Consider the following 14,466-nt stretch of genomic DNA (forward strand, 5'->3'; position numbering starts at 1 on the left):
GCGGTAAGCGGTAAGCGGTAAGCGGTAAGCGGTAAATAATCTCAATCATTTGCTTAGGTAGCAAATGATTGAGATAAAACATTAACCTTTAGTATTTGGTACAATTTGAACTTCCACGCGGCGGTTTTGCGCGCGGCCGTTGGCACTGTCATTGCTGGCAATTGGGCGAGTTTCGCCGTAACCACGTGTACTAATACGCCCAGCTAGAATTTGCTGATTCACTAAGTAACCTTTCACACTCTGCGCACGCTGTTGCGATAACGTCATGTTGTAGCTATCTTTACCTGTGCTATCGGTATGGCCTTCAATACTTAAATAAGTTTTTTCGTACTTATTCATCACTTTAGCAATAGCATCAAGGGTGTTATGAAAGCCAGATGAAATATACGATTGATCGGTGGAAAAAGTTATATTAGCTGGCATCACTAAACGTAAGTTATCGCCTTCACGCACAACTTCAACACCGGAGCCGGCTAACTCATCACGAAAAGCCGCTTCTTGTTTATCCATATAGTCACCAACCGCAGCGCCGGCTAGCGCGCCAATAGCGGCACCAATGAAGATACGTTTATCATCATGATCTCCGGTTGCCTTACCAAGTACTGCGCCTGTAGCTGCACCAATACCAGCTCCCATTCCTGTGTTGGTGGTCTCACAACCCGTTAATAATAATCCAACAATAGTCGCTGTTAGTAATGGTTTGGTTAAAGTCATGGTATTTCCTTGGTTATTAATTCTTTCATTAACAGCTAGTATGCAAACATTGTAATGAACGAAATATGAAGAAGATGTTAAAAGCTCAGCGCTTGCTCGTTAAGAGGAGGAAGTTCATAGGGAGCAATTAATGTATTTAGCTGACCAGTGGCAGCCATTGTTTTCATTAGCGCATCAACCCGCTGCGCTAATGGGGTTACTGAAAACTGTTTACTTAAAGCGAGATAACCATAGATTGTATCATTAAAACGATACTGCATTTTAACCAGTTTATTGGCTGGCTGATTCAGCACACTCATAGCATGATCCGCGGTATCTTCAACGGCAATAACTAAATCTGCACGCCCTTTCAATAATAGGTTAATAGCTGTGCTTTCTGTTAAAACAGCTATTTTAGTCAGTTCATCGTCTTCATCAAAACGTTTAAAATGTACGGCACCTCGCATAATCGCAATTTTTTTACCATATAAATCGTCATAGTTGTTGATTTGTAATTGGCTATCTTCGCGTGCATAAAATACAAATGACGAGGTTAAAACCATATAAGGTGGGGTTACAAATTGCATTACTTGCTGACGCATAGGTGTGAGGATCAAACCTCCCATCGCATTAACTTCGCCTTGCTCTAACATTCTTACACAGCGTGAAAATGGGCAACCAACCAGCTCTAACTTAAAAGGAAGTTGCTTTTTCATCTCCCGAAAAATATCAACAATCGCGCCTGATACTTCACCATTTTGATTAATTTGGCTATACGGTGGTGCATGATCCACGGCTAACGATATTTTTTGCACAGCCGCATTAGGTTCATTTGCAGCATAGGCATAGTTTATAAAGGCAAAAATTATAAAAATATAAACAATAAATCGCATAACTACTTAACTTTAACAAAGCCTTTTTTACATTGTAGACAGGTACAAAGATTAAAAACCATAAAATTGTCACGAAATTTTGTCATACTAAGCTGTTACGGCAATAAGAAACGAGAGAATTCATGTTACTAGCTATTTTTAAGCAGTTTTTTTTACTTGGTTGCATGAGCTTTGGCGGGCCAGCTGCACATTTAGGTTATTTTAAACGTCATTTTGTTGATAACTTGCAATGGCTCAATGCTCAACGTTATGCACAACTAATCAGTCTTAGTCAGGCTCTGCCTGGACCTGGGTCTAGCCAAGTGGGTTTTGCTATTGGTGTGGAGCGAGCAGGCGTATTAGGCGGTATTGCTGCTTTTGTTGGCTTTACCTTACCTTCCTTTTTGATCATGGCTTTATTAGCGATTAGCGCCCACCAATTTGATGCTATTTACTTTGCAATAGTTGCCGGTTTAAAACTATTTGCCGTAGTAATTGTGGCCGATGCTACGCTGAGTATGGCAAAAAGCTTTTGTACTAGCTGGGTACTCAAAGCGCTTGCTATGTTAAGTACCTTAGTGCTGATCTTATTACCGAGCCTGAGCAGTCAAATATTGGTTCTATTAGCAGCCGCTGCTATTGGCGCAATATGTCCATTGCTTAATCTAGCTCAAAGTAATCAAACAGCAACTAAGCAGCGCACAGTTAACTGGCCTGCACTCATTCTATTTGCACTATTATTGCTAGTGAGCTTTGTCCCACTAGGTTCTCAATTTGCAGATTTTGCACCCTTTTATCAAGCTGGGGCTATGGTTTTTGGCGGCGGTCATGTGGTATTGCCGATACTTCAAGCTGGCTTACCAAGTTTAAACACTGAGCAATTTTTATCAGCTTACGCCAGCGCACAAGCGGTGCCTGGGCCAATGTTCACCATTGCTAGTTATTTAGGCGCAGAGCTTAATAGCGAGCAGCCGCTTGTTGGTGCGGTGATTGCAACCTTACTGATTTTTACTCCTGGTTTTTTATTAATGTTAGCATTTCAAAAAAGCTGGCTGCAATTATCTGAACGCCCCCGCTTTGCCAGCTGTATTGCCGCGCTTAATGCCGCTGTGGTGGGTTTTTTAGCGGCTGCATTGTATTCACCAATTTGGACATCCGCAGTTCACAACATTTGGCATATTGTGATTGTTGTTGCAGCTTTTGCATGGCTAAGGTTAGCAAAGCCACCTATTTGGTGGCTATTAATCGTATTTGTTAGCCTTGGCCTACTTCAGTATTATTTGCCACTTTAATGGTAGGTTTAATAGCGGTTGGGGTGATTGCTGCAGGACTAAATTGCCCCGAGACACTTTGATAAGCGCGTAGGTCAAAAATAGGTAATACCGCAAGTAGATGATCCATGATCTCTGCTTGCAGATGCTCGTACGATATCCAGCGCTTATCTTCACTAAAACAATAAAACTCTATCGGTAGGCCATGATTTAACGGTTGTAACTCCCGCACCATTAATGTCAGTGACGTGTTTATTTTACTGTGCTGCTTTAAATATCCTTCAGCATAACGACGAAATAACCCTAAATTTGATACCGGATCAGGTAAGGTATTCATCTTAATATATTCTTTTAACGCGATAGTTTGATAAATCGTTTTAGTCAGCTCGTCATCAGCTAAACGAATGCTATTCATATCTATATTGAGTGAGCGCTTGATCCGACGACCTCCAGATTCTTGCATACCACGCCAGTTTTTAAATGAGCCGGCCACCAGCATATAAGTGGGGATAGTGGTGATAGTGTTATCCCAGTTTCGTACTTTTACGGTATTTAACCCAAGGTCAATTACTTCGCCGTCAGCACCATAGTTATCTACTTGGATCCAATCACCATAGGTTACTAAACGATTTGCTGCAATTTGAATGCTGGCTACAAAACCTAATATAGTGTCTTTGAATACTAACAAGGTCACCGCAGCAATTGCCCCGAAGCCTGAAAGAATATAGGTTGGTGATTTTTCCAGTACGATACTGACAATCAAAATCACACAAATCATAAAGGTAATAAGTTTTACTACTTGGATCAGCCCTTGAATCGGCACTTCGCGAGCAAACTCTAGTTGGTTATAAATGCCACCCGCAATACTTACTATGCTGCTGATGATAAAGCCAACATGAATAATTAATAAAGTTTGGCCAATCGTCTTCAGCACTTCAGCAGCAAATTCAGTAACTGGATAAACACTATCAAATGTTGCTAAGAATAATACACAGCACAACATCCCAGCAAAACGACGGTTAAGTTTTGTCAGCATAGGCGCCAATAGCCCAATTCGCTCAGGAGAAAGTTTAGTCACCACCTTTTGAATACCTGGTAGCATTAAACGGCGGGTAAATAAATACACCACTAACAGCGAGAACACACCAATTGCAGTGGCTGTAAGAGAACTGAATAATACTGTGTCAGGCATACCCTGAAACCAAGGCTGCACAAATTGCTGTAAATGAGTTGGAGTCGTCATGATAATTCTAATTCCTTGCTGCGGGAGGCTCAATAACAGTCATTTTAGCTATATTGATTGTTGCTTAACACTGTAACAAACCCAAAACCAATACAAGCTTAACAGTACTGATTTGGGCCGTTACCTATTAGCATTTGCGACTATGACTTAAGTTTTTGCTCAAACTCGCTAAGCTGTTGTTCTTTCTCTTGCCATAAGCGATTTAATTCTGATTGAAAACGTACTCTAAATTCAGAATCTCCCGTGTAATCACCTATCAACTCTTGGCTTACCGGCATCACTTCTACATAAATATTAATTTGTTTTACTCGTCCACTGGCAAAATCCATAAACGTAGGAATGCCCTCAGGATACTGAATAGTGACATTTACCACTTTAGAGATTTGCTCACCCATAGCTTGCATCACAAACGCCACCCCACCCGCTTTAGGTTTGAGTAAATGAGGAAACGGGCTATTTTGACGCGAATGTTTTTGCGCTGTAAAGCGAGTACCTTCAACGAAGTTAACCACACTCACCGGCATTTCTTTGAACTTTTCACAGGCTTTACGGGTTGTTTCTAAATCTTTACCACGTAATTTAGGATTCTTTTTTAATTGGCTTTTGCTGGTACGAGTCATAAAAGGGAAGTCGAGCGCCCACCAACATAGCCCCAGAACAGGAACGTATATCAATTCTTTTTTCAAAAAGAAGTTTAAAAATGGAATTTTACGATTAAACACACGCTGTAAAACTAAAATGTCCACCCAGCTCTGATGATTGGCAATCACTAAGTACCAGTCTTTTAGTTTGAGCTCTTCAAGGCCGGTAACACTTAGCTTGGTTGGTGTTAATAACTTTTGATTTAACGTATTAAACGTAACCCAAATAGAGGCGCATTGCTTAGCTGTCCAACTCATTAACTTTTGTAACGGTTTGATAGGGATAAGTTTAATTAGGCCACAAATAAAAATGGGAACAAACCAAATTAGTGTATTTATGGTGTAAAAGAAAATACTAAAAACACAACGGATCCAAGACATTACTACTTAATTCCTTTCATTAAAACTGTTCGGCAATTTAGAATGCAATACAAGAGTATCGCAATTAATCTTCAAAATATGTATACCCTTCAAGGCCCGCATTTAGCTCAGCTAAATACTGCTGCTTAATAGAGTCACTAATGTCGAGTTGCTGTACTGTGGTAGCAAAGTTATCCGAGAAAATATCGCTATCATAATCAACAAACTTTAATACATCCTTAACGCTATCACCCTTGATCGCATTGGTTAGTTGATAACCTTGTTCGGTGAGCTCTACATGGACTGAATCAGTATCACCAAATAAGTTATGTAGATCACCTAAAATCTCCTGGTAAGCTCCCACCATAAACATCGCAATGTGGTATTGTTGCCCAGGTACATATTGTGGAATAGGTAAGCTTGTTTCGATCCCTGCTCCCTCAACATATTCACGAATTTGCCCATCTGAGTCACAGGTAATATCTTGAATGATAGCGCGTTGCGTTAACGGCTTATCAAGGTTTTCAATCGGCATTACCGGGAATAATTGCTGGATCCCCCAGACATCTGGCAATGACTGAAACAATGAAAAATTCACAAATAATTTGTCGGCTAATTTTTCGTTTAAATCATCCAGTACTTCACGGTGAGCACGCGCATTGCTTAATGACGCTCGCACGCGATGCAAAATAGTAAAATACAGCTGCTCTATTTTCGCCCACTCCAACATGCTTACTAAACCATGTACGTATTGGTCATGCGCTTCGCTAAATAAGTGCATTGCATCATGGTAAATTTCTAGCGCCATACGTGGGTTTAAGCGTTGTAAACACTGCCACATTTCATCTAACACTAACGCACTATTTGGCTCAGGTGCACTAGGGTTGCTGTGATTTGGTGCTTGCTCAACATCAATCACATCAGTGATCAGCACTGCGTGGTGAGCAGTTAACGCACGGCCTGATTCAGTAATAATAGCCGGATGCGCTAAGTCATGCTGTTCGCACACTTCAGCAAACGCATTCACCACATTACGAGCATATTCCTCTACTGTGTAGTTCATTGAACAGGCACTGCGCGAGCCAGAACCTTCGTAATCAACGCCTAAACCACCACCTACATCAACGGTATTTAATGGCACACCTAACTGGCTTAATTCTGCAAAGTGGCGTGAACATTCACGTAAAGCACGATGAATATCGCGAATATTGGCAATTTGTGAGCCTATATGAAAATGCACCATTTGCATTAAATGCAACTTATTGTGTTTTTTGAGTACTTCGACGGCCGTTAATACTTGCCCAGCTGTTAAGCCAAATTTACCTTTTTCGCCACCGGTATTTTGCCACTTCCCTTTACCCACTGAGTTTAAACGGATGCGAATACCAATGGCAGGCTCGATGCCTAGCTCTTCAATCTCGGCTAATAACGTTGTTAACTCAGATAGCTTTTCAACTACGATTTTAACTTTATGGCCCATCGCTTGGCCAATACATGCTAAACGTAAAAACTCACTGTCTTTGTATCCATTACAAACAATAGTGATCGGTTGTTTTGCCACACCTAAAATCGCCATTAACTCAGGTTTTGAACCGGCTTCTAAACCGACTAAGCTACTTGGGTGCGCCAATAACTTACTTACTACTGAACGCTGCTGATTTACTTTGATCGGATATACGCAAGTATATTGACCTTGGTAGGCACGGGCATTGCGCGCGCTACTAAATGCGCTGGTCATAGTATCTACACGATTTTGCAAGATATCGGTAAAGCGTACTAATACTGGTAACGTTAAACCCTGCTTTTTAAATTGTTCCGTTAACTCGGTTAATGAAATAGCGGCTTTCGTTTGATCGCCATCTGGGAAAGCAACCAGCTCACCTTGGCTATTAATATCAAAGTAACCATCGCTCCAATGAGCAACGTTATATGTAGAGCGTGCTGTATCTAAACCCCAAGTCATGGCAAATTCTTCTATAGTTAACAAGTTTCGCGGAATCACGCATTTTAGTACGTCATAACCCTCTACGCTAACAAAAAATGACCTTTAAGCCAAAGCTAAGATAAAATATATTCGCTATACTGATAAAATTTCATTGAGCAAAACGCCAAGCACTGGCAGAATTGCCCCTTTTTCATACTCAACTCAAAAGTGTAACTAGCGACATGGCAAATTTAGATCAAAGTAAATGGTTTACAGAAATCAGTGAACGTGACGGCAGTGCGTTTTCTATGCGCATCAACAAAAAGCTAGAAGAACAGCAATCGCCTTTTCAAAAAGTCGAAATGTACGAGACAACAGACTTCGGTAATCTAATGATTATTGACGGTTGTACGATGGTAACTAGCCGTGAAAACTTTTTTTACCATGAAATGATCAGCCACCCTGCACTACTTGCACACCCAAACCCAAAAAATGTAGTTATTATTGGTGGTGGTGACTGCGGCACTTTACGTGAGGTACTCAAGCACCCGGGCGTTGAGTCTGTTACACAAATCGATATCGATGAAGTAGTGACGCAAATGTCACTTAAATACTTCCCTGAGTTATGTGAAGCAAACCAAGATCCTCGCGCTACAGTAATGTTTGACGACGGTATTAAATATATGCGTGAAGCTGCAGCAGAATCAATCGATATCGTGATTGTTGATGGCACTGATCCAGTCGGTCCTGGTGAAGGTTTGTTCAACCATGCCTTTTACACGAGCTGTTTAAATGCACTACGCCCTGGCGGCATTATGGTACAACAAAGTGAATCACCGCTTATGCATATGCCATTACTGGTTGAAATGCGCGATGCGATGACTGATGTAGGCTTTAACGACTTACAAACACTGCCATTCCCACAACCTATTTACCCAAGTGGCTTATGGTCAGTAACACTTGCTCGTAAAGATGAAGCATTCGCCGGTTTTAGAGAAGACGCAGCAGCAGAGCTTGCGCAAACTACAGAGTATTACAATAATGGTATTCACCATGGCGCATTAGCAACACCGAACTTTATGAAGCGCGCTTTCGAAAAAAAGTAAACGTTATACCAATCGTTTTAAGTTACTGACCATTTATAGCGACAGAAAAATACAGTGGTAACAAGGCAGAGATTTTGACATGTAGTTGTTCTCGGCAATTGCTCCTGCATTGCTCTACCTCTTGCATCCATGCAGTCGTACATGAAAAATTACTAACGCAGTTAGCGCTTTATTTAGCGCGCTAGAATGGTTAAATATTTAAGTCGATTGGTATTAGATACTAACAACGCAAAAAAGGGTTCTCTCGAACCCTTTTTTATTGCCTACAGCAAACAATTAAACTTTAAAGCGCTGCACTAGGCGGCTTAATTCATCGGTTAATTGGTTCATTCTTACCGCAACTTCTTCAGTTGAACGTGCCAGCTCGCCACCTTGCATGGTTTGTTCGTTCAATGATGATAAATTATGACTGATTTCTTCAGCTACTGCTGTTTGCTCATCGGTAGCTTGGGCTGTTTGCATAGCCATATCATTCACTTTTACTGATGACTCTTGCATCGCATTAAGTACATCATTGGTTTGCGTAAACGAGGCTACGGCTTCATCTGCAAAGCGTTTGCCACCATTAATTGCCGTTAAAGACTGCTCGACACTATTGGCAAACTGCTCAACCATTTTTTGAATATCGTTGGTACTTTCTTGAGTGCGCGTTGCCAAGGTGCGTACTTCATCGGCGACCACCGCAAACCCCCGCCCTTGTTCGCCAGCACGCGCCGCTTCGATAGCAGCATTTAACGCAAGTAGATTAGTTTGCTCTGCAATCGCGCGGATCACTTCCAGCACTTTAGCTATATTATCAGAGCTTTGTTGCAGTTCGGTTGATTTGTTACTGGCATGTTCCATATTTTCAGATAGCGCGACTATTTTATCACTCGAATTAGCCACAGCCGTTAAACCTTGCTTAGCCAGTTGCTGTGAGTTATCAGCTTCTTTTGATGACTGCTGCGCCACATTAGCCACTTCGCGACTAGCAACACTCATTTGATGAACCGCACTGACAATTGATTCTGATGCTTGGCTGAGTTTTTGAGTGATCTGATTATTTTGATTTGCGAACTGACTTAAATCAGTACCTAAATGGTTAAGCTCATTAGCTTGGCCTAAAATATCACGGATCAGTTGCTGCAAATTATCTAAAAAACGATTAAATGCCGTTGCCAGCTCGGCAAATTCATCTTGGCTTTCTATCGCTATACGTCCTGTTAAATTACCATCACCAGAGGCAATATCATTAATTCTCGCAGTCACGTAATGCATTTGCTTAGTTAACTGACGTGGGATCACATAACTGAACCAAGCTGAAATGGCTAACAGCACCACCACCATAGTCAGTAAAAACAATTTCGTTGTAGTTATCTTCTCAAGCAATTTTTGTTTTTCTTGTTTCGACGTCAACTCAGCTTGTTCACCTGCTTTATCTAAAATATCGCGCAGCGCTGCAAACTCTGTATTGGCCTGCTGATTTTTTTGCTTGTTTTGCGGGTCGTTGATAAACGCGTTTGATGCTGATAACCATTTTTCAAAGGCACTATCAAAGCCAGTAAACTGCGTCGTTACTTGCGGGTAGGCTGATAAGAAATGTAAATATTGATTAAAACGATCGGTCACTTGCTGTGCGTTTTCTTGATGATCTTGCAGTTCTTCGGCATTACCTATCTTATTGGTTACTAAGTGTAATTCAGCTACCTTAGCTTGGTAGAGATCACGATCACTATTAACCACTACTGAAATAGCATTTAAAAATCGCTCAGATTGTGCTTCTAACGCATCTTTTTGTAAGTTAATTAAGTGCGTATAGCCTGCTATCAGTACTATTATCGCAATCCCAAGTAACACGATTGGGAGTGAGCTCTTGATTCGAATACTCTGTAAGTTCATTTTTCACCTTTGCATAAAATACAACATCAGCCACAACTTAATATAGTTCAAACTATCTGAATTACCATTAAAAGCGCCACTGAACATTTAAGCTAATTTGTTGCTGTGATAGGTTTTTGGGATTATTCATCGCCATGCGATTATCTGCTTGGGTGTGTAATGCAGAACCTTCAATCCCTAGTTGCCACTGCGGCGTTAATTGATAACGCCAGGTCGCGGTTATACCTTCACCTTCACTGGCATTAGGATCAAATTGCCAGTCGTCATGATCGGTTACCTCAAAATAATCATAACGCATTGAAATGCGATGCTTGGCCATTTTATGACTTACTAATACAAAGTGACTATAGAAGCTATTATTTACACCGCGTTTAGCACCCATAGCGGTAGTGCCCGACATCATTTGCGCAATTAAGCGCGTATTCGCAGTAAATTTATATAGCCACGCGACGCTGCTAAAACGAGTATCCCATGCATATTGCCCAGTACTTCTATTTAGTGCTGCAGGATCGCCATTATTATCGTAATAATAAAAACGAAATTGTGATTTTTTTAAATAATCCCAGTGAATTCCTGCATAATAACCAAAGCGCCCATCAACCTCCTCAAAGGGCAAGACCTGATTTGCCTGATACTGAAGTGCGGTGGTATTAAATGAAGCGATTGGCGCAAACGCAATACTTTCATTAAAGGTCGTTTGGCGGTCATGCATTGCAAAGCCACGCCAAGCTAATAATGTTCCTGCAGGATCATTACCTTTAAATGTAGCGCCAACCAATGCAAAGCTATGGGTACTGTTAAAGCTGCGCCCTGGCCGCTTGATAGTGGCCTCAACCCCAACGGTACGTACCTCTTCACCTATCCATGAGTTTATTGCTGAGTTAGTGTAATTATATGGTGAAAGCCAGCCCATATCTGGATTTTCTAATGATAATAACGGGTAAAAACCACCTACCCGCAGATGCCATTTATAGTTACTCGCTGTTAGCGGCTTATATTGCAAATATGCTTGGCTAAAACCTAAAGTCGGCTGCGGATCTTGATAAGCATTAATAACCCCATGTACTGACCAAGCGGTGGTTAAATCAGTTCTAAAATCAACGATTCCCTGAGAAAGCACAATGCCATCATTGTCACTATCGTACCGGTATAGTCCTATGCCACCTTGTTGCCAACTTACGTATTGATCACCCTGAACTGCACTTAGTTGCACTAAGCCCTTTACTTGTGCAAAAGCATTGCACGTTAATGTTAGCCCCACTACACCTAGGTAAAAGCAAGCTTTATTCATAATCGTCAAATTCATCAACGCCCACCGCAACACGAGAAATAATCGCCTGTTTTATTTGATAAACAACCGGCGCACTAGTGAGTGAAATGGCTTTGCTTTCAGTTTTGCTGATGTCACTAAATTCGGAGTGCCAAATATTGAGTGTAAAATCTCCGGCCTCAAGCGTCAGCTCAATTTGTCCTTTGTCATTGGTCATTGCGTAATACGGACTATCAACCACCACAATATACCCCAACATCCAATCATGAATATTACAGCCTAATTCAACTACGCCCGTTTGCTCAAAACTGATCGGATCCTGTGGTTGCTCTCGGTATAGCTTTAGCTCAAACGATTTAGCTTTGGAAAACGAATACACGTGGTGCATGATTGAATCTGAATTTGGAAACTCAACTTGAGCATTTTGCGGTACCACCAACACATGGGGAATAAACTGCCGGTCTTTTTGAGTCATTATAAAGGGTGTAGTTGGCGCGGGGAATTCAACACTTTTATCCGCAGGCGTTAACCAGACGACGGCATTAGCGAGCGGTTTTTGCTGTTGATCATTAATGGTGATAGTACCAGCGTAACTATTAAAAACCATTAAACACAATGAAAGAATGAAGGTCTGCTTTAACATTTTAATATCTTCTTATTTAACTTCATTCATTATAAACCAATTAGATTAATCTTTTGTTAATTATATTCTGTTAAAAATATCTCGTTAATTATTTTTCAATATTTAACCTAAGCTAACTAATGAGCTGAATACGTATGCAGTCATCTCGTAATCTAGGCCCTTGCGCTTTATGCTAAATGCTTCAATTAGGTTACACCTCAAGGAACAGCTATGCGATTAACTTTGCTACTTCTGCTTGGACTTTCAAGTGCTTGTTTTGCTAAAGACGCGACGATTCAATCCCCAAACGGAAATATAACAATAACCATTTCGGATCAGCAAGCTACACCAAGTTATAAAATCAGCTTTAACGGCAAAGATGTTATTGAAAATTCAGCTCTTGGCTTCGAATTTAAACAACAAGCCGCCTTTGCTGAAGGTTTTACAATAACCGACGTCAACAACTCCCAACATAACAGCCAATGGCAGCAACCTTGGGGTGAACGCCAAACTATTATAGATAAGCATAATGAGCTCGCGGTTACGTTTAAAAAGCCAGCGCCACAAGGCGGCACTTACACGGTTCGTTTTCGAGCTTTTAATGATGGCGTCGGTTTTCGTTACGAAGTACCTCAACAAGCTGGATTTGAAAACATTGAAATCACTAAGGAGCTAACCGAATTTGCAATTAGTGGTGCGGATAAAGCCACCGCATGGTGGATCCCAGCTCGTGGTTGGAACCGTTATGAATATGTTTATAACACCACTCCACTGCAACAAGCTGCTCTTGCACATACTCCATTTACCTTTAAAAACGCTGATGGCGTCCATGTGAGCATTCACGAAGCTGCATTAGTTGATTATGCAGGGATGGTGCTCAATCAACGTCGCCCAGGGACTTTACAAGCCGACTTAACGCCTTGGTCTGATGGTGTTGCGGTTAAAAAACACGGCGCATTTAATACTCCGTGGCGCACCATTCAAATTGGTGACAAAGCCGTTGATTTGATCAACTCAGATATTATTTTAAACCTCAACGAACCAAATAAACTCGGTGATGTATCGTGGGTTAAACCAGGTAAATATGTCGGTATTTGGTGGGGCATGCATATCAATGAGAACACTTGGGGCAGCGGTGAAAAGCACGGTGCGACCACCAAAGAAACCAAGCGTTACATGGATTTTGCAGCTAAATACGGTTTTGATGGGGTACTTGTCGAGGGCTGGAATATTGGCTGGGATGGCGACTGGTTCTTCAATGGTGATGTTTTTAGTTTTACCAAACCTTACGCTGACTTTGATATTGCAGAGCTAACTCGCTATGGCAAAGAAAAAGGCGTACAGCTGATTGGCCACCACGAAACGTCTGGCAACGTAACCAACTACCGCAACCAGATGGAAGACGCCTACGCACTGTACGAAAAATCTAACGTTAGCCAAGTAAAAACAGGTTACGTAGCAGATGGCGGCAACATCAAACGCATTGATGAAAACGGCATTGCTCGCCATGAGTGGCACGATGGCCAATTTATGGTTAATGAATACCTACACAGCGTGCAACTGGCTGCAAAACATAAAATCAGTATTAACACCCATGAACCGATAAAAGACACAGGTCTGCGCCGTACTTATCCGAACTGGATAGCCCGCGAAGGTGCTCGCGGCCAAGAGTTTAATGCATGGGGCACACCGCCAAATCCACCAGAGCATATTCCAATGCTCGCCTTTACCCGTATGTTAGCTGGGCCAATGGACTTTACACCGGGCATTTTTGATATGAGTTTTAATGGATTAGGTGGTGATACAAATCGTCCACAAACCACACTTGCGAAACAACTCGCGTTATATGTCGTAATGTATAGTCCAATCCAAATGGCCGCTGATCTTCCGCGTAACTATTTAGCCAAACCGGACGCATTTAAATTTATTCAAGACGTACCAACAGATTGGCAACAAAGTATCGCACTAGCGGGTGAGGTTGGCGATTACGTGGTGTTTGCTCGCAAAGAGCGTAAGCGTGATAACTACTCTGGTAACGACTGGTTTTTAGGAGCAGTAACCGATGAGCAAGCTCGCAGCATAGAGATAAAACTCGACTTCTTAGAGCAAGGTAAAAAGTTTGAGGCACAAATTTATCGTGATGGTAATAATGCTGAATGGAAAAACAACCCATACGATTTAAAAATCGAAAAGCGCATAGTCACAGCTGCTGATAAGTTAACGCTTAAACTTGCCACCAGCGGCGGCACAGCAATTAGATTTAAAGCTTTATAATAGCGCGAAGTCGATAGTGAAAATAGGAGGCGTGAGTTTCTCTCGCGTCTTCTTTTTAATAAACAACCGGCAAATAAAGAGCTTCCAATTTATACTGTTAACGTATGAGTTAACCCTTAAAATAATTGTTCAATGCTACAGTTCATGACTTCATTAAACTGTTGGCATCATCATTACTGCAACCAAAAGCAACTATGCTTATATTGATGACTCTGTTGTATCACCCCCTGAAAATACCTAACACATCCTATAAATAGCACGTGAAATACCGTGTAATAGTTTTATTTCCATTATTGCTCTACTTTTACAGAT

At 41.4% G+C, this 14,466-nt stretch carries 11 protein-coding genes; 3 read left to right on the top strand and 8 right to left on the bottom strand.

What is annotated here, in order from left to right:
- Positions 1-81 precede the first annotated feature (81 nt).
- Together H5203_RS15645 and H5203_RS15650 are read right to left on the bottom strand one after the other, a co-directional pair.
- Complete coding sequence (locus tag H5203_RS15645) at positions 82-714, bottom strand: OmpA family protein (protein ID WP_145241979.1); 633 nt, start codon at positions 712-714, stop codon at positions 82-84.
- 77 nt (positions 715-791) lie between these two features.
- Positions 792-1,586 (bottom strand): ABC transporter substrate-binding protein, encoded by a 795-nt coding sequence (locus H5203_RS15650; protein ID WP_182819949.1) that lies wholly within the window; start codon positions 1,584-1,586, stop codon positions 792-794.
- A 122-nt stretch (positions 1,587-1,708) separates the two neighbouring features.
- Here H5203_RS15650 and chrA point away from each other — a divergent pair, with 122 nt between their 5' ends.
- Positions 1,709-2,857, top strand: coding sequence for a chromate efflux transporter (gene chrA, locus H5203_RS15655; protein ID WP_182819950.1), 1,149 nt, complete (start codon positions 1,709-1,711; stop codon positions 2,855-2,857).
- Here chrA and H5203_RS15660 read toward each other — a convergent pair.
- The 3 genes from H5203_RS15660 to speA form a co-directional block, all read right to left on the bottom strand.
- Positions 2,820-4,079: a mechanosensitive ion channel family protein gene (locus tag H5203_RS15660; protein ID WP_182819951.1), complete on the bottom strand. Its 1,260-nt coding sequence runs from the start codon at positions 4,077-4,079 to the stop codon at positions 2,820-2,822. The two genes, chrA and H5203_RS15660, sit on opposite strands and share 38 nt — an antisense overlap.
- 140 nt (positions 4,080-4,219) lie before the next feature.
- A complete protein-coding gene (locus H5203_RS15665) occupies positions 4,220-5,101 on the bottom strand; it encodes an acyltransferase (RefSeq protein ID WP_145241986.1) in 882 nt (293 codons plus the stop codon).
- A gap of 64 nt (positions 5,102-5,165) precedes the next feature.
- Positions 5,166-7,043: a biosynthetic arginine decarboxylase gene (gene speA, locus H5203_RS15670; protein WP_182819952.1), complete on the bottom strand. Its 1,878-nt coding sequence runs from the start codon at positions 7,041-7,043 to the stop codon at positions 5,166-5,168.
- Positions 7,044-7,246: 203 nt separating this feature from the next.
- On the opposite strand from speA, the gene speE reads away from it, so the two are divergent.
- Positions 7,247-8,110, top strand: a complete 864-nt coding sequence (gene speE / locus H5203_RS15675) for a polyamine aminopropyltransferase (RefSeq protein ID WP_145241990.1) — start codon at positions 7,247-7,249, stop codon at positions 8,108-8,110.
- A gap of 276 nt (positions 8,111-8,386) precedes the next feature.
- On the opposite strand, the gene H5203_RS15680 is transcribed toward speE, so the two are convergent.
- From H5203_RS15680 to H5203_RS15690, 3 genes are all read right to left on the bottom strand, one after another.
- On the bottom strand, positions 8,387-9,988 hold the full coding sequence (locus tag H5203_RS15680) for a methyl-accepting chemotaxis protein (protein ID WP_182758473.1): 1,602 nt from the start codon (positions 9,986-9,988) through the stop codon (positions 8,387-8,389).
- 67 nt (positions 9,989-10,055) lie between these two features.
- Complete coding sequence (locus H5203_RS15685) at positions 10,056-11,279, bottom strand: hypothetical protein (protein WP_145242006.1); 1,224 nt, start codon at positions 11,277-11,279, stop codon at positions 10,056-10,058.
- Positions 11,272-11,901: a methylamine utilization protein gene (locus tag H5203_RS15690; RefSeq protein ID WP_182819953.1), complete on the bottom strand. Its 630-nt coding sequence runs from the start codon at positions 11,899-11,901 to the stop codon at positions 11,272-11,274. The genes H5203_RS15685 and H5203_RS15690 overlap by 8 nt, the downstream gene beginning before the upstream one ends.
- Positions 11,902-12,111: 210 nt before the next feature.
- On the opposite strand from H5203_RS15690, the gene H5203_RS15695 reads away from it, so the two are divergent.
- Entirely contained in the window at positions 12,112-14,154 is a 2,043-nt protein-coding gene (locus H5203_RS15695; RefSeq protein ID WP_182819954.1) for a glycoside hydrolase family 97 protein, read from the top strand.
- Positions 14,155-14,466: the final 312 nt, after the last annotated feature.

Origin of the sequence: Pseudoalteromonas sp. SG41-1, from assembly GCF_014164575.1 — a bacterium.
GTDB classification, from domain to species: Bacteria; Pseudomonadota; Gammaproteobacteria; order Enterobacterales; family Alteromonadaceae; genus Pseudoalteromonas; species Pseudoalteromonas rhizosphaerae.

Bases quoted from the DNA above. Each gene is read 5' to 3' on its own strand.
- H5203_RS15665 (WP_145241986.1), bottom strand. From the start codon at position 5,101: ATGTCTTGGATCCGTTGTGTTTTTAGTATTTTCTTTTACACCATAAAT.
- H5203_RS15695 (WP_182819954.1), top strand. From the start codon at position 12,112: ATGCGATTAACTTTGCTACTTCTGCTTGGACTTTCAAGTGCTTGTTTT.
- speE (WP_145241990.1), top strand. From the start codon at position 7,247: ATGGCAAATTTAGATCAAAGTAAATGGTTTACAGAAATCAGTGAACGT.
- speA (WP_182819952.1), bottom strand. From the start codon at position 7,043: ATGACTTGGGGTTTAGATACAGCACGCTCTACATATAACGTTGCTCAT.
- H5203_RS15680 (WP_182758473.1), bottom strand. From the start codon at position 9,988: ATGAACTTACAGAGTATTCGAATCAAGAGCTCACTCCCAATCGTGTTA.
- H5203_RS15690 (WP_182819953.1), bottom strand. From the start codon at position 11,901: ATGTTAAAGCAGACCTTCATTCTTTCATTGTGTTTAATGGTTTTTAAT.
- H5203_RS15645 (WP_145241979.1), bottom strand. From the start codon at position 714: ATGACTTTAACCAAACCATTACTAACAGCGACTATTGTTGGATTATTA.
- chrA (WP_182819950.1), top strand. From the start codon at position 1,709: ATGTTACTAGCTATTTTTAAGCAGTTTTTTTTACTTGGTTGCATGAGC.
- H5203_RS15685 (WP_145242006.1), bottom strand. From the start codon at position 11,279: ATGAATAAAGCTTGCTTTTACCTAGGTGTAGTGGGGCTAACATTAACG.
- H5203_RS15660 (WP_182819951.1), bottom strand. From the start codon at position 4,079: ATGACGACTCCAACTCATTTACAGCAATTTGTGCAGCCTTGGTTTCAG.
- H5203_RS15650 (WP_182819949.1), bottom strand. From the start codon at position 1,586: ATGCGATTTATTGTTTATATTTTTATAATTTTTGCCTTTATAAACTAT.